The organism is Luteimonas wenzhouensis, assembly GCF_007859305.1.
Taxonomy (GTDB): Bacteria; Pseudomonadota; Gammaproteobacteria; order Xanthomonadales; family Xanthomonadaceae; genus Luteimonas; species Luteimonas wenzhouensis.
This window is the reverse complement of the sequence record NZ_VOHE01000002.1, coordinates 217,829-239,967: the sequence shown is the minus strand read 5'-3', so window position 1 is coordinate 239,967 and position 22,139 is coordinate 217,829. Positions and strand designations below refer to the sequence as shown.

The following is a 22,139-nucleotide window of genomic DNA, read 5'->3' as shown; positions in this document are numbered from 1 at the left end:
GTGGTGGCGGACCTCGACCGGCTGCTGGCCCGGGCGCGCCGCCGTGCCGGGCTCGATGCACTGCTGGCCTGGTGTCCCCTGCCGCTGGCCGCGCTCGCGCTGTCCTGGCGCCTGCCGGCGACCGTGGCGCTGGCGCTGGCCGTGCCCGCGCTCGCGCTCGTCGCCCTGGCGGTGGCCCGGGCGATGCGATGCCATGACCGCGCCTGGCTGGCGCGCCGCCTCGATGCCGCGCGCCGCGACCTGGACGACAGCAGCGCGCTGCTGTTCGCGGCGCCCGCCGCGCTCGGCCCCCTGCAGGCGCTGCAGCGCGACCGGCTGTTGCAGCGCCTGCGCGAGCGCCCGCCGCCCGACCTGCGCCCGCCGTGGTCGCCGCGCGCGATCGCCGCCGCCTGGCTCGCCCTGCTGGCCGCTTGCGCGCTGCTCGCGTGGTGGCCGGGGCCGCGCCCTTCGTCCACGCCCGCCGGCATCGACATCGGCGGCGCCCCGCAGGCCCCGGCGCCGCGCCTGGTGGCACAATCGCTGCAGGTGCGGCCGCCGCGCTACACCGGGATCGAGCCTTCCGCGCTGGCGACGCTGGACGCCGAGGCGCCGGCCGGCAGCACGCTGCGCTGGCGCCTGCGCTTCACGCCGCGCCCCGAGTCGGTCGACCTGGTCTTCCATGACGGACAGCGCCTGGCGATGGCGCGCGAGGGCGAGCACTGGACGGCGGAGTTCGTGCTGCAGGCGTCCACGCTCTACCGCGTGGTGCCCGCCGGAGGCGGGGACGCCGGCGCCTCGCCGCTGCATCGCCTGGACGCCGTGCCGGACCAGCCGCCGCAGGTGCGCGTGCTCGCGCCCGAACGCAGCCTCACCCTGATGGCGCCGGGGCAGCGCGACTGGACCCTGCGCTTCGAGGCCAGCGACGACCACGGGGTGCAGGCGCACGCGCGACTGCTGGTGACCCGCACCGAGGGCAGCGGCGAGAACATCCGCTTCCAGGACCACGTGCGCGTGCTGCGCGGGCAGGGCGATGCGCGCCACCGGCGGTTCGAGGCGGTGCTGCGGCCCTCGGAGTTCGGGTTGCAGCGAGGCGAGGACCTGGTGGCGCGGCTGGAGGTGGTGGACAACCGTGCGCCGCAGCCGCAGCGCGCGCGCAGCGCCAGCGTGATCCTGCGCTGGCCGCCGGAGCCGGTGCTGGGCGCGGAAGGGCTCGACGGACTCGCGCGCCAGGTGCTGCCGGCGTATTTCCGCAGCCAGCGCCAGATCATCATCGACGCCGAGGCGCTGCTGGCCGAGCAGCCGCGCCTGGCGCGCGGCGAGTTCGAGCGCCGGTCCGACCTGCTTGGCGTGGACCAGCGCCTGCTGCGGCTGCGCTACGGCCAGTTTCTGGGCGAAGAGAGCGAGGGCGGCCCTACGCTGCCGACCAGCGACCTGCCCACGAGCGATCGACCGACGGGCGACCCGCCCACCGGCGATCCTCCTTCCGCTGCCCACGACGGGCACGCCCATGACCACGCCGCTGCTCCCGGCGCGCCGGTCGCCTCCGGCTTTGGCGAGGTCGGCGACGTGCTCGAAGAGTTCGGGCATACCCACGACATCGCCGAGGCCGCGACCCTGCTCGACCCGGAGACCAGGGAGATTCTGCGCGGCGCCCTGCGCGAGATGTGGCAGTCCGAGCTGCACCTGCGCCAGGCGGCCCCGCGCCAGGCGTTGCCATACGCAAACCGTGCGCTGGAGCTGATCAAGCAGGTCCAGCAGGCCGAGCGCATCTACCTGCAGCGCGTCGGCACCCGGCTGCCGCCGATCGACGAGTCGCGCCGGCTCGGCGGCGACCGCGACGGCCTGCGCGACCGGCCGCTGCCGGCGCTGGCGCCGCGCGCGGGCGAGGACGCAGTGGCGACGGCGTGGCGGGAACTGTCGTCGGGCGGAGCGGCCGGCGTGCGCGTGGAGACGCTCGACGCACTCCAGGCCTGGGCCACTTCACGAGGCGACCGGTTGGAGGATCCACTGGCGTGGGTGGCCGCGATCGACGCGCTGCGCCACGCCCCGGACTGCGAGTCCTGCCGGCGGAGCCTGCGCGGCCTGGTCTGGGCCGCGCTGCCGCGGCCGGCCGGCGGCCGCGCGCCGCGCGCGGACGACCCGGTGTCGCGCCGCTACCTCGAGGCGCTCGACATGTCCGGGGAGGCACCATGAGCCTGCAGTCGTGGGTGCTGGCGGTCCTCGTCCTGGCCACGGCCGTGGCGTTGGCGCGGCTGTGGAGGGCCCATCGCCGCGATCCGCGCGGACCGCGCGCCTGGCGCCTGGCCGTGCTGCTGGCGCTGCAGCCACTGCTGGCCGGCGCGCTGTACCTCGCGCTGTTCCCGCCGCAACGGGCCGTGGATGCGGCCACCCTGGTGCTGCTGACGGAAGGCGCCGGGCCGGGCGACGCGGCATCGGCCGACGGCCGCGTGCTGGCCCTGCCCGAGGCCGGCGACGTCGGGGAAATTCCGCGCACGCCCGATCTGGCCACCGCGTTGCGCCGCCATCCCGGGACTACCCGCCTGCGGGTGCTGGGCGCGGGATTGCCCGCCCGCGACCGCGAGGCGGCGCGTGGGCTCGACATCGCGTTCGAGCCCTTGCCGCCGACGCCCGGTCTGGTCGAGTTGCAGCTGCCCGCGCGGGTGGTCCGCGGCGCCGGGTTCGCGGTCGCCGGGCGCGTCGCGGGCGACGGGGAGCGCGTGGTCGAGCTGCTGGATCCGGCCGGCCGTCGCGTGGACGCCGTGGCACCGGATGCCGACGGGCGCTTCCAGCTGCGGGGCGTGGCGATGGAGGCGGGGGCGGCGCGGTTCGCGCTGCGCCTGGCCGACGCCGGGGGCGGGATCCTGGCGCAGCTGGACGTGCCGCTGTGGATCGAGGCCGACGTGCCGCCGCGGGTGCTGTTGTTGGCCGGTGCGCCGGGACCGGAAACCCGCGCCTTGCGCCGTTGGCTGGTGGATGCCGGCGCGCGGGTGGACGCACGTATCGCGCTCGGCGGCGGCCTGCACCTGGGCACGGCGGCGCTGGATGCCGGTGCGCTCGCGCAGGCCGACCTGGTGATCGCCGATGCGCGCGCATGGTCGGGCCTCGGCGAGACGGCGCGCGCGCGCGTGCTGGCCGCGGTCGATGCCGGCCTGGGGCTGTTGCTGCGCGCGGACACCGCGATGGGCGCGGCCGCATTGCGCGACATCCGCGGCCCCGGGTTCGAGGTGGGCGGCGGCAGCGGCAGCCGCGTCTGGACCCTGCCGCCGCCGCGCCTGGACGACGAGCAGGCACTGCGCGCGTGGATGGGCAGTGGCCGACCGGACGCGCCGTTCGACCTGGAGCAGGCCCAGGCTGCCGTGCCGCAGCTGTCGCGGCGCGACTGGCGAGTGCAGGGCGCACAGGCGGTGGCCCTGGCTCAGGGCGTGCAGGCGCCCGCCGGCTGGTGGCGTGCGCGCGGTCGCGGCCGCATCGGCCTGTGGACGCTGCTCGACACCTATGTGCTGCCGCTGCACGGTCGCGAGGATCTGTACGCGGGGCTGTGGAACGAGGCGGTCGCGACGCTCGCGCGCGCCGGGGGTGAGCCCCTGCCGGCGTTCGCCGCCGCGCCACGGGCGGGCCAGCGCAGCCAGGCCTGCGGCTGGCCGGAGGGCGCCGTGGTCGAGGCGCCCGACGGCCGCCTGATCGCGCCGGTGGCCGATCCGGCCAGCGGCGATCGCCGCTGCGCCGGGTTCTGGCCACGCGTCGAGGGCTGGCACCGGCTGCGCCACGGCGAGCGCGAACGCTGGTTCCACGTGGCCGCGGCCGACGCCGATCCGACGCTGCGGCTGGCCGAACTGCGCGAGGCCACGCTGGCGCTCGCCGCCGCGGCGCCCGACGCGGCCGCGCGCGCGCGCGCGGTTGCCGCGCCCGGCGTCCCGGGTCCGGCCTGGCCCTGGTTCGTGCTGTGGCTGGCGCTGGCGGGCGCGGCCTGGTGGCTGGAACGTTCGCGCCGGGGCCTGCGCGCCGTCGCAACGCCATGACGCACGCGCCGGCCGGTGGCGTTATCCTCGCCGGCGACCCGTTCGAGGAGCGACACCATGGCGACCTACCAGGGCGGCTGCCACTGCGGCCGGATCGCGTTCGAGGTGGAGGGCGAGATCACGGCGGTCTACGACTGCAACTGCTCGATGTGCCGGCGCCGCGGCGGCCTGCTCGCGCCGTTCCCGCGCTCGGCGCTCACGCTCAAGACGCCCGAGGCGCAGCTGTCGACCTATCGGTTCAACCGCCAGAAGATCGCGCACCACTTCTGCGCCACCTGCGGCATCGCGCCCTTCAGCGAGGGCATCGGCCCGGACGGCACCGCCTCGGCCATGGTCAACCTGCGCTGCCTGCCCGAGGTGGATCTCGACGCGCTGCAGCCGACCCGGGTCGACGGCGCCAGCTATTGAACCCGGCCCGGGCGATGCCCGTGGTCCGGCCGCCGTCGCGCTCGCCGGCGTCGACGCGCGGCCATGTCCCGCCATCCGATCTTCGAGGGAGCCTTCCATGACCACCCGCCGCGAGTGCCTGAAATCCGTGCTTGCCGCCGCCGCCGCCGCGACGCTGCCGCATGCCCGCCTGTCCGCTGCCGACCCCGGCGCGATGCGGACGCGCACGGTGCCGCGCAGCGGCGAACGGCTGCCGGTGGTCGGGCTGGGCAGTTCGGCGACCTTCGCCCAGGTGGCGCGCGGCGAGGACGTCTCCGCGCTGCGCGAGGTGCTGCAGGCGCTGGTGGCCGGTGGCGGCCGGGTGTTCGACACCGCGCCGGCCTACGGCGCCTCGGAGGAGGTGGCCGGTGCAATCGCGCGCGAGCTGGGGATCGGCGAGCAGGTGTTCTGGGCGACCAAGCTCAACGCCGTGCCGCGCGGCGGCGACAGCGCCGACCCGGCGGCGGCGCGCGAACAGCTCGAGACCTCGTTCCGGCGCCTGGGCAAGGATCCGCTGGACCTGGTGCAGGTCCACAACCTGGCCGACATCCCCAGCCAGCTGGGCCTGCTGCAGCGCTACCGGGCCGATGGCCGGGTCCGCCATATCGGCGTCACCTCCACCAGCAAGCAGGCCTATCCGCGCCTGGTCGAAGTGATGCGCAACGAGGAGATCGACTTCATCGGCGTGGACTACGCGATCGACAACCGCGACGTCGAGGAAACCATCCTGCCGCTGGCGCTCGAACGCAGGATCGGGGTGCTGGTGTACCTGCCGTTCGGCCGCACCCGGCTGTGGAGCCGGATCGGCGAGCGTCCGCTGCCGGAGTGGGCGGCCGACTTCGACTGCGGCTCATGGGCGCAGTTCATGCTCAAGTTCGTGCTCGCGCACCCGGCGGTGACCTGCGTGACGCCGGCGACCAGCAAGGCGCGCCACCTGCTCGACAACCTCGGCGCCGGCCGCGGCCGCTTGCCCGATGAGGCCCAGCGCCGGCGCATGGTCGAATTCATCGACGCGCTGCCGCCCGCGCCGTAGGAGCGGCTTCCGGCGCGACCGGCCTCCTGGCCCATGGCCGCGTGGACTGCACCGCCTGCGGGTCGCGGCTGAAGCGCTCCTGCGGGGGCGCGCGTCGGCGACGCGGGTTACTCCGGCTCGTCGGTCTCGAACTCGACGAAGACCTCCAGGTCGAAGGCGAGCGCTTCCACCGCTTCGCGCACGCGGCGTTCGGTGGAGGGGTTGGGGACCTCGATCTCGATCTCGTGGGTCTCGGTGCCGCGCACGTCGTGCAGTCCGGCCGAGCTGGAGTCGGCGTCGTCCATGTGCGGCATCAGGTCGTCGACTTCCTCGACGTGCTCGATGCCGTCGAGGCTTTGCAGCAGGTTGGCGATCGCACGGACCTGGTCGTCGTTGCCGGCGATGCGCATGCGGAGCAGGGCCATGGTGTCCTCGGGCTGCGGGAAGCTCCAGGGCAGACTAGGGCGGCCTCGGCCAACGCGGCGTGAGGACGGCGCGGGTCAGTCGCGCGGCGTGCGCGAGGGAATCGCGATGTTGCACAGGTCCACGTGGCCGGCCGGGCGCTTGTAGAACGCGTCGCGACGATTGCGGCGCGATTCGACGTAGGCATCGAACGTGGCGGTGTCGGTGCGCAGCACCTCGATCGGCTCTCGCTGCTCCGCGGGCAGCTCGGAGGCCAGGGTGATGGCGCGGATCGGGACGTGCCGCGCCGGATCCTCGAGCATCCCCAGCGGCTCGGGGCCGCGCGGCACCGCGCTGAGCAGCTCCATGCCCCGGATCACGCGTCCGACCAGGGTGATGTTGCGGTCGAGCTGGCGCGGGGACTGGCCGGTGACCACGTAGAGCTCGGCGCCGATGCTGCTGTCCGCCTCCAGGCCGCGGCCGGCGCCGACCGCGCCGTAGCAGTGGGCCATCCACGCGGCGCCGTCCGTGCCCTCGCGGGCGGCGGGGAAGCCGGCGACGAACCCGGCTTCGGGCGCCCAGCCGTCACGGTCGGGCAGGGGATGGAAGTCGAGGTCGCGCGCGGGGCGCTCGAACTCGGCCGGAAGCCGGGTGCGCGCGCTGCCGGTCGGCCTGGCCCGTTCCGGATCGTCGGCGTGGGGGTCGCCGAACTGGACCACGAAATTGTCGTGCGAGCGGTAGATCGCCGCCCCGTTCCAGAAGCCCTCGCGGGCCAGGATCCGGATGTTCTCCACGTGTTGCGGGGCGAAGTCCGGAGCCAGTTCGATCACCACCCGGCCGGCGTCCAGGTCCATGTAAAGGGTGTTGGCGGGATCCGGGGTGCGCCAGTCGGCGGGCGTGGAGGCCTCCAGGACCTCCTGGGTCGTGCGCGTGGGCGGCGCGTCGGCACCGGCCACCGCGGCCGGGAGCGCGAGGGCGGCGGCGAGCAGGACGGCAAGTGCGGGCTGGCGGGGCATGGGCGGGCGCCGTAGGAAGGAGTCCGCGGATTGTGGCCTCCCGAACGCGGGGCGACTAATGGCACATTCGCTATAGAGAAGTCCTTAATAGCATGTCCTCCATCCGGAGGATCGCGGCGTGGACACAGGCGAAGACCAGGGCGCGGCGCAGCTGCGCAAGTTCCAGAAGGAGCTCAGCGCGGGCACGGTGGCGCTGACCCTGCTGGCGGTCCTCGCGTCGGGTGAGCCGATGTACGGCTACCAGATCGCCAAGACCCTGGAGCGCTTCGGCGACGGGGTGCTGGCCGGAAAGCAGAGCGCCCTGTACCCGGTCCTGCGCAACCTGCAGGTCGCGGGGCTGCTGGACAGCTTCGTCGCGCCTTCGGACGCCGGGCCGCCGCGGCGCTACTACCGCATCACCGGCGCGGGGCACGCGGCCCTGCGCGACTGGGCCGCCGCCTGGCGCGCGACCCGAGACTCCGTCGACGCCGTCCTGGAGGGGACATGTCCATGAACAGCCAGAAGCTGCCGACCACCATCCCCGAGTACCTCGAGCAGCTGCGCCGCTCGCTGGCCGGCGCCGACCCGGCCCTGGTCCAGGATGCGCTCTACGATGCCGAGGAGTACCTGCGCTCGGAGCTGGCCGAGCAGGCCGGCAAGACCGAGGCCGAGGTGATCGCGGCCGTGGCCTCCAGCTACGGCGCGCCGGACGAGGTGGCCGAGATCTACCGCGACACCGAGGTCAAGGTGCAGACCGCGTTGCGCACGCCGCCGCCGCCGCGCCGGGCCTCGGCGTTGGGCCGCTTCTTCGGCGTGTTCGCCGATCCGCGTGCCTATGCGTCGCTGTTCTACATGGCGCTGGCGCTGGCGACCGGCATCTTCTACTTCACCTGGGTGGTGACCGGGCTGTCGGTTTCGCTGGGACTGTCGGTCACGATCATCGGCATCCCGCTGCTGATCCTGTTCTTCGGCTCGGTGCGGGTGCTGTCCCTGGTCGAGGGGCGGCTGGTGGAGGTGATGCTCGGCGAGCGCATGCCACGGCGCCCGCTCTACACCGTGCGCGGGCGCCGCCTGTGGCAACGCATCGGCGACATGTTCACCGACGCGCGCACCTGGTCGACGATGCTGTACATGCTGCTGATGCTGCCGCTGGGGATCGCCTACTTCACCCTGGTGGTGACCCTGTTGACCACCTCGCTGTTCTCGATCGCCGCACCGGTGCTGGTGTGGCTCGGCGTGGCCGAGGCCGGGGTCTCGGTGAACGGCTGGCAGGTCCTGGATTACGACGGCGACGTGCTGGCGACCTCGGTCCCGGCACCGGGGCTGCCGCTGCTGCTGGTGGCCGGGGTGCTGCTGCTGTTCGCCACCATGCACATCGCCCGTGGCATCGGCCGGTTCCACGGCAAGTTCGCCAAGCACCTGCTGGTCAAGAGCGCGCAGTACTCCTGACGGGCACGGTCACGGCAGGGCGCGCGTTCCTTTCCGTCTGCCGGCCTCGGCCGGGGCTGGCGGAAGCGTCGGGCCGCGGACGACCGCCCTGGCGATCGGCGGATGCGACGCGGGGCCCCGAGGGGCCCCGCGCCGTGGCCGGTGGAGGCCGCCGCGTCAGTTCGCGGCGGGCATCAGCCGGTCGATCAGGAAGCCCATGCGCAGCGCCATGAGCTCGGGGTTGCGCAGCGCGTCGCTGACCCCGTGGCCTCCTTCCTCGTCCTCGTAGAAGAACACCGGGGCGCCGACCTCCTCGAGCCGGTGGGCGAACTTGCGCGCATGGCCGGGGCCGACGCGGTTGTCCTCGGTCGAGATGGTCACCAGGAATGGCGGATAGCGGGTGCCCGAACGCACGTTCTGGTATGGCGAGTAGGCCAGCATCGCCGCCGCCTGTTCGGGCACGTCGGGATTGCCGTACTCGTTCATCCAGGCCGCGCCCATGCCCATGTGGCGCATGCGGATCAGGTCGGTGAGGGGCACGTCGCTGACCACGGCGTTGAACAGGTCGGGTCGCTGGGTGCCGAGCGTGGCCGTGAGCAGGCCGCCGTTGGACATGCCGAAAATGCCGATCCGTTCCGGGCGGGTGAAACCGGTGGCGACGAGGTGCTCGACCACGGCGATGAAGTCGTCGTACGAGGTCTGGCGCTTCTCGCGGATCACCGACTCGTGCCACTGCGCGCCGCGCTCGCCGCCGCCGCGGATCGCCGGGATCGCCAGCGCACCGCCGCGGTCGAGCCACAGCTTGAGCGCCGGACCGCCCACGCTCGGATCGAAGTAGCCCGGGCGGAACGAGATCCCGAACGCGCCGTACCCGGTCATCAGCAGCGGCTGCGCACCTTCGACCACCTGCTTCGGACGCAGCAGGAAGTAGTCGATGCTGGTGCCGTCCTTCGACGTCGCCGAGCCCAGTTCGGTGGTGAAGCCCGAGGCGTCGATGATCTCCGGGTCGCGCGCCAGCGGCACCTGCGCGCCGGAGTCGTCGACCAGGACCTGGCTGCGCGGGGTCAGGAAGCCCGACAGCGCCATGACGAAGCCGTCGCGGCCGCCCGCGGCCCGCAGCGAGATCGTGTCGCCCGGCGTGGCCTCGAACACGTCGCGCGCCCGCCAGCCGTCCTCGCCGGCCTCGACTTCCACCACTCGCTGCGCGAGGTGGCGGTCGGCGACCAGGGCCAGGCCGCGCCCGGTACCGACCACGCCGCCGAAGGCGGTGTCGACGAACTCGCCGGCACCCGGCTGGTACACGACCGAAACCCGGTCGCCTTCGGTCTTCGCGGTGTCGTAGGCCAGCAGGGTCTCGGCCGGGTAGGCCTTGCCTTCGACATCCGCGTCGGCCGCCAGCTGGACCACGACGTAGCGGTCCATGACCGTGCTCAGGCCGAAGCCCTTGATCGCCTGCGGGAACGGCAGCGCCTGCCGCTCGCCGTCGGCGCCGACCAGCCAGGTCTCGAACGTCGAGTAGTCGATTGCGCGGGTGATCACCGCGCGTGCGCCGTCGCCGGTGCCGACGACCGTCGCGTTCAGCAGCGCATCGCTCGGCTGGCCCTCGAACACCACGGTGGCCGAGGACAGCGGCTCGCCGCGCTTCCACACCCGCGCGGTGGCCGGCCAGCCGGGCAGGGTGGTGGGGGCACCGTCGAGCGTGTGCATGACCAGCACGGTGTCCGCATCGAGCCAGTGGGCGAAGGCACGCGACTTCGGCACGCGGAACCCGTCCTCGACGAAGCTGCCCCGGGCGAGGTCGAACTCGCGCAGCTCGACTTCGTCGCCACCGGCCGGGGACAGGCGCAGCAGGCAGCGGCCGTAATCGGGCGCGCGGCAGGCGCTGTCGAGTTCGTAGGCCTGCAGTTCGAACGGGATGCCCTCGCGTTCGCGCAGTTCGGCGACATCGAGCACCGTGCGCCAGTCGCCTGGCCGGCCGGCGTCGTCGAGCGTCGCCACCTGCAGGAGGCCGTACGGATGCGCGGCGTCGCGCTGCAGTCGCAGCGCCCGCATGCCCAGCACGTGCACGTCCGGTTCGGTTGGCGCGGCCTGGAGCAGGGTCTCGAGCTCCCTGCCGATCGCGGCCTGGTTCGGCCCGGCGCCGAGCGCCCTGCGGGTGCGTTCGGTGGCGGCGCGGGCCCACTCCAGCGCCTCGGCGCCGTGCGGGTCCTCGAGCCACAGCAGGGGGTCGTCGCCGGCGGGCGCGCTGCAGGCGGCGGCGCCGGCGGCCACGAGGGCCGCCAGCAACAGGCTCCTTGCCGGAGCGGTGAAGGATCGGATCATGCGTCTGCCCTCAGTAGTCGTAGCGGAACAGCACGCCCCAGGTGCGCGGCTGCGGACGGTTGGCGGCCAGCGACAGGTTGCGGGCGTTGATGGCTCCGTCCTCGTTGGTCAGGTTGTTGCCGTACAGGTAGGCCGACCAGCCGGTCGGCGATTCCACGCCCACGCGCAGGTTGGCCAGGGTGATGGGATCGCCCGGGGAGCCCGCGGTGAGCGAGGTCTTGCGCGCGGAGTCGTGGTGCGCCGAGACGAAGGCGCTGCCGCGCAGGCTCTCGCCGATGTCCCAGCGGTACGAGGCGGACGTGGTGATGCTGGTCTTGGGCACGTTGTAGACCGGCGTGCCCTTGAACAGCGGGGTGTCCGGGACGTCGGCCGAGTAGGTGGCGTCGATCCAGCTGCCACCCAGCTGCAGGGTCAGGTTGCGGCTCGGGTTGTAGACCAGGTTGGCCTCGACGCCGACGTTGCGGGTGCCGTCGGAGTTCGCCAGGCCGTTGATCTGGTCGGTGATCGGCACGCGGACCGCCACGTCCTTCCAGCGGCTGCTGAACAGCGCGGCCTCGAGCAGCAGGCGGCCCTCGGCGAACAGCGACTTCACGCCCAGCTCGTAGGTCATGATCGAGTCCGGCGCGATCTCGGAGGGCAGGTCGATGTCGTAGAGCTGCGCGAGCAGGATCGAACCGATCGGCTGCAGCTGGCCGGAGCGGAAGCCGCGCGCGGCACTGGCGTAGAAGGTGGTGTCGGCCGAGGGCTTGTACGACAGGCTCAGGCGCGGGTTCCAGCTGTCGAACTCCGCCTGCAACGAGTTGACGGTCCCGTCCTCGGCGCGGTCCCAGGCGTCGAGCTCGTCGTTGAAGTAGCGCAGGCCGGCGGTCAGCGCCCAGGCCGGGTTCGGCAGCTTGAGCGTGGCTTCGCCGAAGAATGCGTAGGCTTCGTTGGTCTGGCGCGAGGTGCTGACCAGGATCCCGGGGACGTCGAGCGCATCCTCGCGGATCGCGTCGCGCAGGTAGTAGCCGACGGTCCAGTCCAGGGTGCGGTCGCCGGTCGAAGACCAGCGCAGTTCGTGGGTGCGCACGGTGATGTCGATGATCGCGTCGAGCGGAATCCCCGGCGCCAGTTCGCCACCCTGGCCGTACAGGAGGTTGGCGTCGGAGAAGCCGTAGAAGAGCTGCGAACCGTCGAAGTCGTAGGTGCTGGTCAGGCTGCCCGAATGCCAGACGTTGTCGACCGCCAGGAACGAGCTGTTGGTCATGTCGTCCATCGCTTCGTTGCTGCCCGCGGCCGACCCGGAGTCGTACTTCCAGTAGGCCAGGTCGATGTTCCAGCGATCGGTCGGCGCGAAGCGCAGCTTGGCGCGCCAGGTGCGGATGTCGTTGTCGTTGACGTCCTTCCCGCCGGTGACGCTGTCGTCGATCCAGCCCGGGGTGGTCTCGTCGGTCACCACCAGGCGCAGGGCCAGGCGGTCGTCCACCAGCGGCACGTTGACGTAGGCCTTGGCGCCGTGGCCGTCGCCGCCCTTGTCCACGGTGGAGGCATCGATCTCCACCCCGGCGCGGAACTCGTTGAACTGTGGCTTGTTGGTGATGATGCGCACGGTGCCGCCCATCGAGCCTTCGCCGAACAGGGTGCCCTGCGGGCCCTTGAGCACCTCGACGCGGTCGATGTCGAAGGACCGGGTGTCCGGGTACCACGGCACGGTCACGCCGGTGAACGGGGTCTCGTCGATGTAGTAGCCGTTGTCGTTGCCGCCCAGCGAGCTCGACACGCCGCGGATCTGCACCTGGGTGAAGCTGCCGCCGCCGTCGATCGAGGCCGCGCCGGGGGTGATGTTGAGCACGTCGGTGACGTTGAGCAGGCCGCGCTCGCGGATGTCCTCGCCGGTGACCGCGCTCAGCGCGATCGGCACGTCGAGCTGGCGCTCGTCGCGCTTGCGTGCGGTGACGGTGACCGTGCCCAGCGTGGTCGTGGATTCATCCTCCGCCCCTTCCTCGACGGCGGTCTGGGCGTGCAGCGCCGGGGCGGCGAGCAGGGACGCGAGGATGGCGCAGGACAGCAGGCTGCGCGGGAACGGCCTGGACGGGGGGGAGGCGTGGTGCATGGAGACTCCTGGAAAGTGGTGGCGCCGGCCGCGGACTGTGGCCGGTCAGGGATCCAGACGATCCAGGACGCGGAAATGGAAACGGCCCCGGCTCAGAAGGCCAGGTGCAGCTCCACGCCCATGCTGCGCGGACGCAGGCGGGTGGCCGCGCCGGCCAGGTCGCGTGCATCCACCGCGCCGCGTTCATCGAGCAGGTTCTCGCCGTAGAGCCAGGCGGCCCATCCGCGTGCGGATTCCAGGCCCAGCCGCAGCGCAACCTGGGTGATGGGATCGCCGGCGGTGCCCTCCACCAGTCCGGTGCGCCGCGCCGAGTGGTGGCTGGCATGCGCGCTGGCCACCGCCTCCAGTCCGCCCGGCAGCGGCTGGCGGTAGCTGGTGGCCGCGAACATCGAACTGCGCGGGACGTTGTAGACCGGAGTACCGGCCGCGATCGGCGTACCGGGCACGTCCCGGCGGTAGCGCGCGTCGACCAGGGTGGTGCCGAGGTCGATCTTCCAGCCTGGCGCAGGCAGCAGGCCCAGCCCGAACTCGACGCCATCGATGCGGGCCCCCCCGGAATTGGCCAGGCCGTTGTTGACCCCGTCGAGCGGGACCCGCACCGGCAGCTTCGACCAGTCGCCGTGGAACAGCGCGGCCTGCCAGAGGCCGCGTCCCGATTCCGCGGCATGGGTGTAGCCGAGTTCGTAGGAGACGATGTGGTCGCCGTCGACGTGGCCGGGCAGGTGGGTGCCGAGCGCCTCGGCTGCCAGCCGCGAGTTGGCCGGCTGCAGCTGCCCGGCGCGGAAACCGGTCGAGATGCTGGCGTGCAGGCTGCGGCGCGGCGACAGGTGCCGACTGAGGCTCACCTTCGGGTTGAAGCGCGCGAACGTGCCGTCGAGCGCCGCGTCGTGGCCGGTGGCGGCGCTCCCGGCGTGGACGTGGTCGCGGAACCAGCGCAGGCCGCCCGACCACGACCAGCGCCGGTCGTCGCTGCGTCCGGCGAGCTCCGCGAACAGGGCATGCGCGTGGTTGCGCTGGCTGGCGGAAGTGGGGAGGCCGTCCACGTCGACGAGGTCGTCGCGGTCGGCCTGGCGCCAGCTGTAGCCGAACACCCAGCCCGGATCGCCCCCGGTGGATGCCCAGCGCGCCTCGAAGGTGGACACGGTGATGCCGACGGCAAGCTCGGCGGGCACGTCGACGGCGAGCAGGCCCGCCGTGTCGTAGTCCAGCCGCGCGCGTGCCGCGAGCAGGGTCAGGCGCGAGCGGAGCAGGTCGGCGCTGGAGACCAGGCTGGTGCTGCGCCAGCGCGAGAGCGTATCCATGCCGGTGGCGTTGCGGTCGCCGTCGTCGGCGACGTAGCCGCCACCGGGACTGTCGTGGTGGGTGCGCATGTGCGACAGGTCGGTGATCCAGCGTTGCCCGGTCCAGCGCAGGCGCAGGCGGCGGGTGTCGACCACGAGGCGGTTGGCGGAGGTGTCGTCGTCCGTCGCGTCGATCCATCCGGGCAGCGCCTCGCGGGTCGCGACCGCGCGCAGTGCGAGGCGGCCTTCGGCCAGCGGGACGTTGGCCATGCCGCGCAGGATCGGGCCGCTGCCGCCCCCCGCGACGCGTTCATGCGCCAGTTCCAGGCGTGCCGCGAAGCGGTCGGGATCGGGCGCACGGGTGAGGATGCGCACGGTGCCGCCCATCGCGCCTTCGCCGAACAGCGCGCCCTGCGGGCCCTTGAGCACCTCGACGCGCTCCAGGTCGAAGGCGCGGGTATCGGGATGCCAGGGCACGGTGACGCCGGTGAAGGGCACTTCGTCCAGGTAATACGCGTTGTCGTTGCCCCCCAGCGAGCTGGACACGCCGCGGATCTGGACCTGGGTGAGCGAGTTGCCGCCGTCCACGGTGGTCACGCCGGGCAGCAGGCGAAGCGCTTGGCTGGCGTTGGCGAGGCCGAGAACCTCGATGTCCGCGCCTTCGATGATGCCGATGGCGACGGGCACGTCGATCCGTTGTTCCTCGCGCCGGCGCGCGGTGACGGTGATGCCGGCAAGGTCCCGCATGGCCTCCGGTGCCGCCGGCGGCGCGGCGGGCGTCGCGGGCCGGGCATTCTGCGCGGCGGGGCGGGGATGCACGCGCACGATGCCGCCCGGCCCGGTCGAAGCGACGTATCCGGTGCCGTCGAGCAGCATCGACAGGGCCTGGCCCGGATCCATGCGACCGTGCACCGCCCGCGTCCTGGCGACGCTGCGCAGGTTGCCCGCTGCGGCCAGCGAGCGTCCCGACTGGCGCGAGAACTCGATCAGGGCCTGGTCCAACGGCATCGATGGCAGGTCGAACTCGACGGCCTCGTGGCCGGCCCGGACCCCGGGTCCGGCACCGCGCGCGGGTGCGGGGACGAGTGCCAGCGCCAGGCCGAGCGCCATCGCGCCCAGGGCGAGCGGCAGCGAAGGACGGTGGCCGGTCGCGATGGAAGGCATGGCGCGTGGACGTCAGCCGCTGCGGCGTCCGCGGGCCAGCACGATCGCTTCGGGGGTGCGCCGCACCTGCAGTTGCAGGCTGGCCGCCAGGCCGTCGACCCAGGCGTCGATGTTGGCCAGCCGCCACAGTCCGGTGACCTCGACCGCCGCCAGCGACGGATCCTCCAGCCGCACGGGCAGGTGCGAGTAGCGGTTGAGGTCGTCGATCACCCGATCGAGCGGCTCGCTCTGGTAGACAACGGTGCCGCTGCGCCAGGCGGTCGCCAGGTTCGCGTTGGTTTCCCGCGGCGCGCCAAGCCCGTGGCCGGGCCGGTACTCCACCTGCTGGTCGCGCCCGAGCTCCTGCTGCAGCCCGGCCGCGGAGGCGACCCGCACCCGGCCTTCGCCGACGGTGACCGCGACCGATCCGTCACGACGCAGGCCCACGGCGAAGCGGGTGCCGAGCACCTGGCTGCTGGTGCCGCCGGCCTGGACCACGAATGGCCGGTCGGTGTCGCGGGCGACGTCGAAGAACACGCGCCCGCGCGACAGCACCACCTCGCGCCGGCGCGCGTCGTAGCGCACCGCGATCTCGGTGGCGGCATCGAGCTCCAGCCGGCTGCCGTCGTCGAGCGTCAGCTCGCGGCGTTCGGCGATCGCGGTGGCGAGCGTGCGCGCGTCGCGTTCGTCGCCGGGACCGGGCAGCAGCAGGTGCGCGGCGACGGTGAGTGCAAGCATCGCGGCCAGCGCCCAAGGCCAGCGGCGTGGCGCACGGACGCGTTCCCGGGCGGCCGCGGGGGGCGGCGGCAACGCGGCGTCGTCCGGCAGCGCGCCCGCGGCCTCCCACAGCAGGGCGATGTCGTCGAAGGCCTTCGCGTGCTCGGGCGAAGCCTCCATCCAGCGTGCCCATTCCTGCAGTTGGTCATCGGAGACGTCGCCGGCCTGCAGCGTCACGTGCCAGTGGCTGGCGTCCTCCACCGCCTTGCGGCGCCTGGCGTCGATGGTCGTGTTCATGCGTCCTCCCGTCCTTGAGCCGGCGTCCCCGCGCCTTCATCGAGGCGCTGCTGGCAGTGGGCCAGGGCGCGCGCCACGTGGATGCGCACCATCCGCTCGGTCAGTCCCAGCCGTGCAGCGGCTTCACCGTAGCCCAGTTGCTGCAGGCGCACGAGGCGGAAGGCCTCGGCGCAGCGCGGCGGCAGCTCCGCCAGCAGCGCGGGCAGCCGCTCGACGATCTGGGCGGCGCCGGCGGAACGCTCGGGATCCACGGCCGGGTCCGGCCACAGCGCCAGGTCGGCCTCCGCCGGCTGCTCCATGTGCGCGCGACGGCGAAGCCGGTCGGTGGCCAGATTCTGGGCGATCCGGAACAGGTACGCGGAGTGGAAACCGATCGCGTTGCCGTCGCCGAGGTTGAGCAGGCGCGCATAGGCCTCCTGGGCCACCTCGTGCGCGTCCTCGCGCGACCCCAGCCGCGCTTGCAGCATGCGGACCAGGGACTGGTTGAAGTCGCGGACCAGCGTTTCGGCCTGGCTGCGGGCGGGGGACGCCGGCGGGGTGCCCCGCGGGCGGTGCTTGGGCTCGGTCATGCCCCGTAGACGAACGAATGGGCCGGAATGGAAACGGGGCGGTCAGCTCCCGGTCCGGCGGCGGGCGGTGCGTCCTGCCGTCCGGGCGCGACGGGTCGTCCCGGTGTGCGCGGCGATGAAGTCGCGCACCCTCGGGTACACCTGCTCGCGCCAGCGGCGGCCGCTGAAGATGCCGTAGTGGCCGGCGCCCATCACGGTGTAGTGCTCGCGACCGGCCTCGGGGATCGAGGTACACAGGTCGTGCGCGGCGCGGGTCTGGCCGAGGCCGGAGATGTCGTCGAGCTCGCCTTCGATGGTCATCAGCGCCGTGTCCGCGATCTTCGACGGGTCCACGCGTTCGCCGGCCACGTCCCACAGTCCCCGCGGCAGCAGGTGCTCCTGGAACACGATGCGGATGGTGTCGAGGTAGTACTCGGCCGGCATGTCGAGCACGGCGTTGTACTCGTCGTAGAACTTGCGGTGCGACTCGGCGTCCTCGAGGTCGCCGCGGACCAGGTTCTGGTAGAAATCCCAGTGCGACATGAAGTGCCGCTCGGGGTTCATCGCCATGAAGCCGGTGTGCTGCAGGAAGCCCGGGTACACGCGGCGGCCGGCGCCGGGGTAGTGGCCCGGCACCGGGTGGATGACGTTGTGCTCGAACCACCACAGCGGCTTCTGGGTGGCGAGGTTGTTGACCGAGGTCGGCGATTCGCGCGGGTCCACCGGCCCGCCCATCAGCACCATCGAGCGCGGCGTGGGCTCGCCGCGCGCGGCCATCAGCGCGATCGCCGCCAGCACCGGCACCGTCGGCTGGCACACGCCCATCACGTGCAGGTCCCTGGCGCCGATCAGGCGGATGAAGTCCTGGATGTAGGCCACGTAGTCGTCGAGCGAGAACGGGCCGGCCTCCTTGGGCACCATGCGCGCGTCAACCCAGTCGGTGATGTACACCTTGTGGTCGCGCAGCAGGGTGCGCACGGTGTCGCGCAGCAGGGTGGCGTGGTGGCCGGACAGCGGCGCGACCACCAGCACCGGCGGCTGGCCGCGCATCTCGGAGATGGTGTCGGCGTCGTCGGTGTAGCGCTTGAAGCGCTGGAGGCGGCAGAACGGCCGGCTGGCGACGGTCTTCTCGATCACCGGGTAGGTCTCGCCCTGCCATTCGATCGAGTGGATCCCGAACGCGGGCTTCTCGTAGCCCTTGCCGATGCGGTAGAGCAGTTCGTTGGCCGCCGCGACGCGCTGGGCGCCGGGCATCGCCGACAGCCAGCTGCCGCGCGCCGAGAAGGCCCGGGCATTGGCCTCCGCCCAGTAGGTGAGCGGGGTCATCCAGGAGCGGGCGAGTTCGTGGAACTGGTACAGGAACATGGGGTTCGGCGGGGACGGTGGCTGCTGCATTGCAGCATACCGCATCGGCGTCAAGCCGAGGTCGCCGCGCGCTGGCGGCCCCGCCCGGCCGGCGGGGACCTGGCCCGGAGGGCCGGTTCAGCCGGCGCGCCCGGTCCAGGCCGGCGCCAGCTCCAGCGCCGCCGCGTCCGCGGCCAGCGCCGGCGAGAGCCAGCAGTGGGAGCCCACCTGGCGGAATCCCAGCGCAGCGAAGCGGCGACGGTAGAACGCGGCCGGCCGCGCGTGGAAGTCGACGTCGTCGCCCTCGGTCTCGTCCTCGCGGGTGAAGCACTCCAGGAAGGCCACCCCGCCGCACAGCTCGGCCAGGCCCGGCAGGCCGCGGTCGAGTTCACGCAGCGGCAGGTAGTGCATCACGTCGCTGCACACCAGCAGGTCCACCGGCGGACAGGGGCGCAGGTGGGCGAAGTCGGCGAAGCGCGCCAGGTGCAGGTTGCGGCGCGCGCCGTAGCGCTCGATCGCGTAGGTGCTCGAGTCGAAGCCCATGTACCGGGCCTTCGGCCGCAGCTTCAGCAGCGGCGCGCGCCAGGCGCCTTCGCCGCAGCCGATGTCGAGCACCGTGCGCAGCGGCCGCTCCAGGTGGTACTCGGCGGTCGCCACCGCCAGCGCCACCTTGCGCGCCAGGCGTTGCGCGCCGCCGATGCCGCGGCCGCGGTACCAGGTGTCGAAGTAGCGTCGGTCGTAGCGCTTTTGCATCTTGGCCCGGGATCTGACACGGCCGGCTACAATAGCGCGGCCGTCGCCCCGCGTCCGCGCAGGAGAATCGTTTGAACGCCTACCTGGTGACCAAGTCGCTGCACCTGCTGGTGGTGATGGCGTGGGTGGCGGCGGTGTTCTACCTGCCGCGGATCCTGATCAACCTCGCCGAGGCCGGCGACGACGCGGCGGTACGCGCGCGCCTGGTGCTGATGGGTCGGCGGCTGTACCGCTTCGGCCACGTCATGTTCGGCCTGGCGCTGGTGGCCGGCGTGGTGCTGTGGCTCGGCTACCGCGTGATCCCCGGCTTCCCGACCATGGTCGGCGCCGGCACCGGCTGGCTGCATGCCAAGCTCGGCCTGGTCGCGCTGCTGCTGGTCCACTTCGTCGTGGGCGGGCGCTGGCTGGCGGGCAGCGCGCAGGGCAGGGCGCTGCCGTCGACGCGCGCGCTGCGCATCTACAACGAAGTGCCGGTGTTCGCGCTGCTGGCCGTGATCTGGCTGGTGCTGGCCAAGCCGTTCTGATAGCGGCGCCGGCCGCGTGCCGGCACCGGCCCCTCACGTCCGGGCTAGTGCATGAACCAGCCGTGGCTGACCACGAGGCTCTGGCCGGTCAGCGCGTTGGTCTCGAACGCGGCCAGGGTAAGCGCGACGTGGGCGACGTCGTCCACGGTGGTGAACTCGCCGTCCACCGTGTCGCGCAGCATGATGTCGCGCACCACCGCCTCCTCGCTGATGCCGAACTCCTTCGCCTGCTCGGGGATCTGCTTCTCCACCAGCGGGGTGCGTACGAAGCCGGGGCAGATCACGTTGGCGCGCACGCCGTAGGCGGCCGCCTCCTTGGCCACGGTGCGGCACAGGCCGAGCAGGCCGTGCTTGGCGGTGACGTAGGGCGCCTTGAGCTTCGAAGCCAGGTGCGAATGCACCGAACCCATGTAGATGATCGCGCCGCCCTCGCCGCGTCGCTCCATGTCGCGCAGGCATTCGCGGGTGGTGAGGAACGCGCCGTCGAGGTGGATGGCGAGCATCCGCTTCCAGTCGGCGAGGCTGAAGTCGGTGAGCTTGTTGACGATCTGGATGCCGGCGTTCGACACCAGCACGTCGACCTTGCCCCAGCGTGCGACCACGGCGGCGATGCCCTCGGCCACCTGGGCCTCGTCGGTGACGTCCATGGCCACGGCCATGGCCTCGCCGCCCGCGTCGCGGATCGCGCGCGCCGCGTCCTCGGCGTCCGCGGTCCTGAGGTCGGCGATCGCGACCCGCCCGCCGGCCCGTGCATACACCTCGGCGATCCGGCGCCCGATGCCGCTGGCCGCGCCGGTGACCACGCAGACCTTGTCGTCGAGTCGGTTCATGGGGGACTCCTGGGTGGGGCAGGTCAGGATAGCGGCGGAGGCGGGGCGGGCGCGACGGCCCGCGCACGCGACCGCCGCGGCGTCACGGTGCGGCGCCGAAGTCCGCTGGCGCCGGCAGTTCGACCGGCACCCCGTCGGCGTTGCAGGTGCCGGCCGCGCACAGGCGTTCGCGCAGGCGCGGCGTGGCCTGGACGATGACGTGGTAGATCACGTGCTGCTCCAGGGTGCCGCGGAACGCCTGGCTGCCCGGGCCGCGCGCCCAGATGCCGACGTCGTCGCCGCCATGCGACTCCGACGACAGCGGCACCAGCGCCTCCTGCATGTAGTCCGGGTCGGTGGTGTCGACGGCGGTCAGGTCGGGGCGCCCGACTGCCGGCTCGAAGCTGTCGGCAGCGTGGAAGTGCCGCTTCGGCCCGGCCGGCTGGCGCGAGCTGGCCCCGGTATAGCCCGGGCCGTTGGCGTAGACCAGGGTGGTGTAGGGCAGGCCGAGCATGTCCAGCGCGTAGCGGTCCGGATCGTCGTCCTCGCTGGTCCGGCCGCGCACCTTGTCCAGGATCGGATTGCCGCGCCGCGGATAGCCGACGAAGCCGAGCGTGTGCGAATGGTCCGCGGTGACCACGATCAGGGTGTCGTCCGGCGAGGTCAGTTCCGCCGCGGCACGCACCGCGCGCGACATCGAGGCGGTCTCGTCGAGCGCGCGGTAGGCGTTGCCCTCGTGGTTGGCGTGGTCGATGCGCCCGCCCTCGACCAGCAGCACGAAGCCGCCGGGGTCGCGCGACAGGCGGCGGATCGCCTCGCGGGTCATCGTCTCAAGGTCAGGCTCGCCGCCGGGGTCGCGCGGGCGGTCGTGCTCGTAGCGCATGTGCTCGAACTCGAACAGGCCCAGCAGCGCCGGCGCATCCGCCGCGGCCTCGAACTGTGCCGCGTTCCAGGCGAACGCGCCGCCCGGGTTGCGCTGCAGCCATTCCTGGACGAGGTTGCGCCCGTCCAAGCGCGCGCCTTCCTTGTCGGGATGCTCGGGATCGCGTTCGCCGGCCGGCAGGAAGTGGCGGCGGCCGCCGCCCAGCAGCACCTTGAGGCCGGTGCCGGGCGCGAACTCCAGCAGCTGGCTGGCGATGTCGCGGCAGCCCTGTTCGCGCGCCTTCTCCGGCATCACGCCGTCGGACTCCCAGTTGCGGTCGGGCACGTGGGCGTAGGTGGCCGCGGGGGTGGCGTGGGTCAGGCGCGCGGTGGTCACGATGCCGGTGGACATGCCCGAAGACGCGGCCAGGCGCAGCCAGGACAGCAGTTCGCGCCCGCGGCTCCCCGCGCAGTCCCAACGCGCGCCCGCCGACACGCCGATCGCGCCCATGTGCGACTTCACCCCGGTGGCGATCGCGGTCATGGTGCCGGCCGAGTCGGGGGTCTGCGAATCGGTGTTGTAGGTCTTGGAGAACGCGGTGTGGGGGAACCGCTCCCACGACAGCAGGTGCTCCTCGCCGGGCGTCCCGGCGCGCTGGCCGTCGAAGATGCGCGCCGCCGCGACCGTGGTCAGGCTCATGCCGTCGCCGAGGAACACGATCACGTTCTTCGCCCGGCCCTGCATCGCGCCGTTGGCCGCGGCGCGGGCGGCGCCGCTGCGGTACCACCACTGCGGGGTCTCGCCGTCCGGGTGCCGGATCGCCGGCACCTCCACCACGGGCGCCGGCGGCGGGTCCGCGCGCGGCGGCGTCGCGCTGCAGGCGAGCAGCAGCAGCGGCAGCAGGGCGGCGGCCGGAACCGCGGCGGGGGAGCGGAACCGTCGGGGCTTGGGGTGGGAACTGCCGGGCATTGCGTATCCAGTCCAGTGCGTGGTGAGGAGGTTCTTGGGGAGACCGTGCGCGCGGAGGCGCAAGTGTCCGCGGCGCGGGGCACGGCGTCCAGCGTGGGCGCTGCCGCAGCGCCGCGGGGGATCCTCGTCCGCGCCGATGTCCTGCGGATGACACCCCGCCGTTCCGGCCGCCACGTCGCCAGCGCCGGGACAGTGGGCTAAGGTGGCGGCTTCGCCCC

18 protein-coding genes are annotated in these 22,139 nt (G+C 73.1%); 7 read left to right on the top strand and 11 right to left on the bottom strand.

Translation table 11 applies throughout. The annotated features are described in order from the left end of the window. The 4 genes from FQY79_RS04500 to FQY79_RS04485 all read left to right on the top strand — a co-directional run bounded on the left by FQY79_RS04500 (nt 1) and on the right by FQY79_RS04485 (nt 5,457). On the top strand, nt 1-2,172 hold the full coding sequence (locus FQY79_RS04500) for a hypothetical protein (RefSeq protein ID WP_425463184.1): 2,172 nt from the start codon (nt 1-3) through the stop codon (nt 2,170-2,172). Then, entirely contained in the window at nt 2,169-3,998 is a 1,830-nt protein-coding gene (locus FQY79_RS04495; protein ID WP_146311212.1) for a carboxypeptidase regulatory-like domain-containing protein, read from the top strand. Before FQY79_RS04500 ends, FQY79_RS04495 begins: the two co-directional genes overlap by 4 nt. A gap of 57 nt (nt 3,999-4,055) precedes the next feature. Then, nucleotides 4,056-4,406 (top strand): GFA family protein, encoded by a 351-nt coding sequence (locus FQY79_RS04490; protein WP_146311210.1) that lies wholly within the window; start codon nt 4,056-4,058, stop codon nt 4,404-4,406. A gap of 97 nt (nt 4,407-4,503) precedes the next feature. Continuing rightward, entirely contained in the window at nt 4,504-5,457 is a 954-nt protein-coding gene (locus FQY79_RS04485; protein ID WP_146311208.1) for an aldo/keto reductase, read from the top strand. A 107-nt stretch (nt 5,458-5,564) separates the two neighbouring features. Here FQY79_RS04485 and FQY79_RS04480 read toward each other — a convergent pair whose 3' ends face one another. Both FQY79_RS04480 and FQY79_RS04475 read right to left on the bottom strand, forming a co-directional pair. Beyond that, nucleotides 5,565-5,861, bottom strand: a complete 297-nt coding sequence (locus FQY79_RS04480; protein ID WP_027072260.1) for a hypothetical protein — start codon at nt 5,859-5,861, stop codon at nt 5,565-5,567. 75 nt (nt 5,862-5,936) lie between these two features. After that, nucleotides 5,937-6,854, bottom strand: a complete 918-nt coding sequence (locus FQY79_RS04475; protein WP_146311206.1) for a peptidylprolyl isomerase — start codon at nt 6,852-6,854, stop codon at nt 5,937-5,939. 118 nt (nt 6,855-6,972) lie between these two features. Here FQY79_RS04475 and FQY79_RS04470 point away from each other — a divergent pair, with 118 nt between their 5' ends. Both FQY79_RS04470 and FQY79_RS04465 read left to right on the top strand, forming a co-directional pair. After that, nucleotides 6,973-7,347 carry a PadR family transcriptional regulator gene (locus FQY79_RS04470; protein ID WP_246122998.1) on the top strand — a complete coding sequence of 125 codons (375 nt, stop codon included), beginning with the start codon at nt 6,973-6,975 and terminating at the stop codon, nt 7,345-7,347. Then, nucleotides 7,338-8,282, top strand: a complete 945-nt coding sequence (locus FQY79_RS04465) for a sensor domain-containing protein (protein WP_425463178.1) — start codon at nt 7,338-7,340, stop codon at nt 8,280-8,282. The genes FQY79_RS04470 and FQY79_RS04465 overlap by 10 nt, the downstream gene beginning before the upstream one ends. Nucleotides 8,283-8,438: 156 nt before the next feature. On the opposite strand, the gene FQY79_RS04460 is transcribed toward FQY79_RS04465, so the two are convergent. From FQY79_RS04460 to FQY79_RS04430, 7 genes are all read right to left on the bottom strand, one after another. Further along, a complete protein-coding gene (locus FQY79_RS04460; RefSeq protein ID WP_146311204.1) occupies nt 8,439-10,583 on the bottom strand; it encodes a prolyl oligopeptidase family serine peptidase in 2,145 nt (714 codons plus the stop codon). Between the two features lie 10 nt (nt 10,584-10,593). Then, nucleotides 10,594-12,675, bottom strand: a complete 2,082-nt coding sequence (locus tag FQY79_RS04455) for a TonB-dependent receptor (RefSeq protein ID WP_146311202.1) — start codon at nt 12,673-12,675, stop codon at nt 10,594-10,596. Nucleotides 12,676-12,767: 92 nt separating this feature from the next. After that, on the bottom strand, nt 12,768-15,119 hold the full coding sequence (locus FQY79_RS04450) for a TonB-dependent receptor (RefSeq protein WP_146311200.1): 2,352 nt from the start codon (nt 15,117-15,119) through the stop codon (nt 12,768-12,770). A 12-nt stretch (nt 15,120-15,131) separates the two neighbouring features. Then, on the bottom strand, nt 15,132-16,112 hold the full coding sequence (locus tag FQY79_RS04445) for a FecR family protein (RefSeq protein WP_146311198.1): 981 nt from the start codon (nt 16,110-16,112) through the stop codon (nt 15,132-15,134). After that, nucleotides 16,109-16,681 carry an RNA polymerase sigma factor gene (locus tag FQY79_RS04440; RefSeq protein WP_146311196.1) on the bottom strand — a complete coding sequence of 191 codons (573 nt, stop codon included), beginning with the start codon at nt 16,679-16,681 and terminating at the stop codon, nt 16,109-16,111. Before FQY79_RS04440 ends, FQY79_RS04445 begins: the two co-directional genes overlap by 4 nt. Nucleotides 16,682-16,723: 42 nt before the next feature. Next, the gene (locus FQY79_RS04435; protein ID WP_146311194.1) at nt 16,724-18,025 is read right to left on the bottom strand and encodes a polyhydroxyalkanoate depolymerase; all 1,302 of its coding nucleotides are present in this window, start codon (nt 18,023-18,025) and stop codon (nt 16,724-16,726) included. A 117-nt stretch (nt 18,026-18,142) separates the two neighbouring features. Continuing rightward, a complete protein-coding gene (locus tag FQY79_RS04430; RefSeq protein ID WP_146311193.1) occupies nt 18,143-18,757 on the bottom strand; it encodes a class I SAM-dependent DNA methyltransferase in 615 nt (204 codons plus the stop codon). A gap of 71 nt (nt 18,758-18,828) precedes the next feature. Here FQY79_RS04430 and FQY79_RS04425 point away from each other — a divergent pair, with 71 nt between their 5' ends. Continuing rightward, nucleotides 18,829-19,281: a CopD family protein gene (locus FQY79_RS04425; RefSeq protein WP_146311191.1), complete on the top strand. Its 453-nt coding sequence runs from the start codon at nt 18,829-18,831 to the stop codon at nt 19,279-19,281. A gap of 44 nt (nt 19,282-19,325) precedes the next feature. On the opposite strand, the gene FQY79_RS04420 is transcribed toward FQY79_RS04425, so the two are convergent. Both FQY79_RS04420 and FQY79_RS04415 read right to left on the bottom strand, forming a co-directional pair. After that, the gene (locus FQY79_RS04420) at nt 19,326-20,111 is read right to left on the bottom strand and encodes a 3-hydroxybutyrate dehydrogenase (RefSeq protein ID WP_146311189.1); all 786 of its coding nucleotides are present in this window, start codon (nt 20,109-20,111) and stop codon (nt 19,326-19,328) included. Nucleotides 20,112-20,193: 82 nt separating this feature from the next. Continuing rightward, nucleotides 20,194-21,921 (bottom strand): alkaline phosphatase, encoded by a 1,728-nt coding sequence (locus tag FQY79_RS04415; RefSeq protein WP_146311187.1) that lies wholly within the window; start codon nt 21,919-21,921, stop codon nt 20,194-20,196. Nucleotides 21,922-22,139: the final 218 nt, after the last annotated feature.

Excerpts from the sequence above, each read along its gene's own strand:
- FQY79_RS04475 (WP_146311206.1), bottom strand. The coding sequence starts at position 6,854 with ATGCCCCGCCAGCCCGCACTTGCCGTCCTGCTCGCCGCCGCCCTCGCG.
- FQY79_RS04445 (WP_146311198.1), bottom strand. The coding sequence starts at position 16,112 with ATGAACACGACCATCGACGCCAGGCGCCGCAAGGCGGTGGAGGACGCC.
- FQY79_RS04430 (WP_146311193.1), bottom strand. The coding sequence starts at position 18,757 with ATGCAAAAGCGCTACGACCGACGCTACTTCGACACCTGGTACCGCGGC.
- FQY79_RS04495 (WP_146311212.1), top strand. The coding sequence starts at position 2,169 with ATGAGCCTGCAGTCGTGGGTGCTGGCGGTCCTCGTCCTGGCCACGGCC.
- FQY79_RS04450 (WP_146311200.1), bottom strand. The coding sequence starts at position 15,119 with ATGCCTTCCATCGCGACCGGCCACCGTCCTTCGCTGCCGCTCGCCCTG.
- FQY79_RS04415 (WP_146311187.1), bottom strand. The coding sequence starts at position 21,921 with ATGCCCGGCAGTTCCCACCCCAAGCCCCGACGGTTCCGCTCCCCCGCC.
- FQY79_RS04435 (WP_146311194.1), bottom strand. The coding sequence starts at position 18,025 with ATGTTCCTGTACCAGTTCCACGAACTCGCCCGCTCCTGGATGACCCCG.
- FQY79_RS04480 (WP_027072260.1), bottom strand. The coding sequence starts at position 5,861 with ATGGCCCTGCTCCGCATGCGCATCGCCGGCAACGACGACCAGGTCCGT.
- FQY79_RS04440 (WP_146311196.1), bottom strand. The coding sequence starts at position 16,681 with ATGACCGAGCCCAAGCACCGCCCGCGGGGCACCCCGCCGGCGTCCCCC.
- FQY79_RS04420 (WP_146311189.1), bottom strand. The coding sequence starts at position 20,111 with ATGAACCGACTCGACGACAAGGTCTGCGTGGTCACCGGCGCGGCCAGC.
- FQY79_RS04455 (WP_146311202.1), bottom strand. The coding sequence starts at position 12,675 with ATGCACCACGCCTCCCCCCCGTCCAGGCCGTTCCCGCGCAGCCTGCTG.
- FQY79_RS04460 (WP_146311204.1), bottom strand. The coding sequence starts at position 10,583 with ATGATCCGATCCTTCACCGCTCCGGCAAGGAGCCTGTTGCTGGCGGCC.
- FQY79_RS04490 (WP_146311210.1), top strand. The coding sequence starts at position 4,056 with ATGGCGACCTACCAGGGCGGCTGCCACTGCGGCCGGATCGCGTTCGAG.
- FQY79_RS04465 (WP_425463178.1), top strand. The coding sequence starts at position 7,338 with ATGTCCATGAACAGCCAGAAGCTGCCGACCACCATCCCCGAGTACCTC.
- FQY79_RS04485 (WP_146311208.1), top strand. The coding sequence starts at position 4,504 with ATGACCACCCGCCGCGAGTGCCTGAAATCCGTGCTTGCCGCCGCCGCC.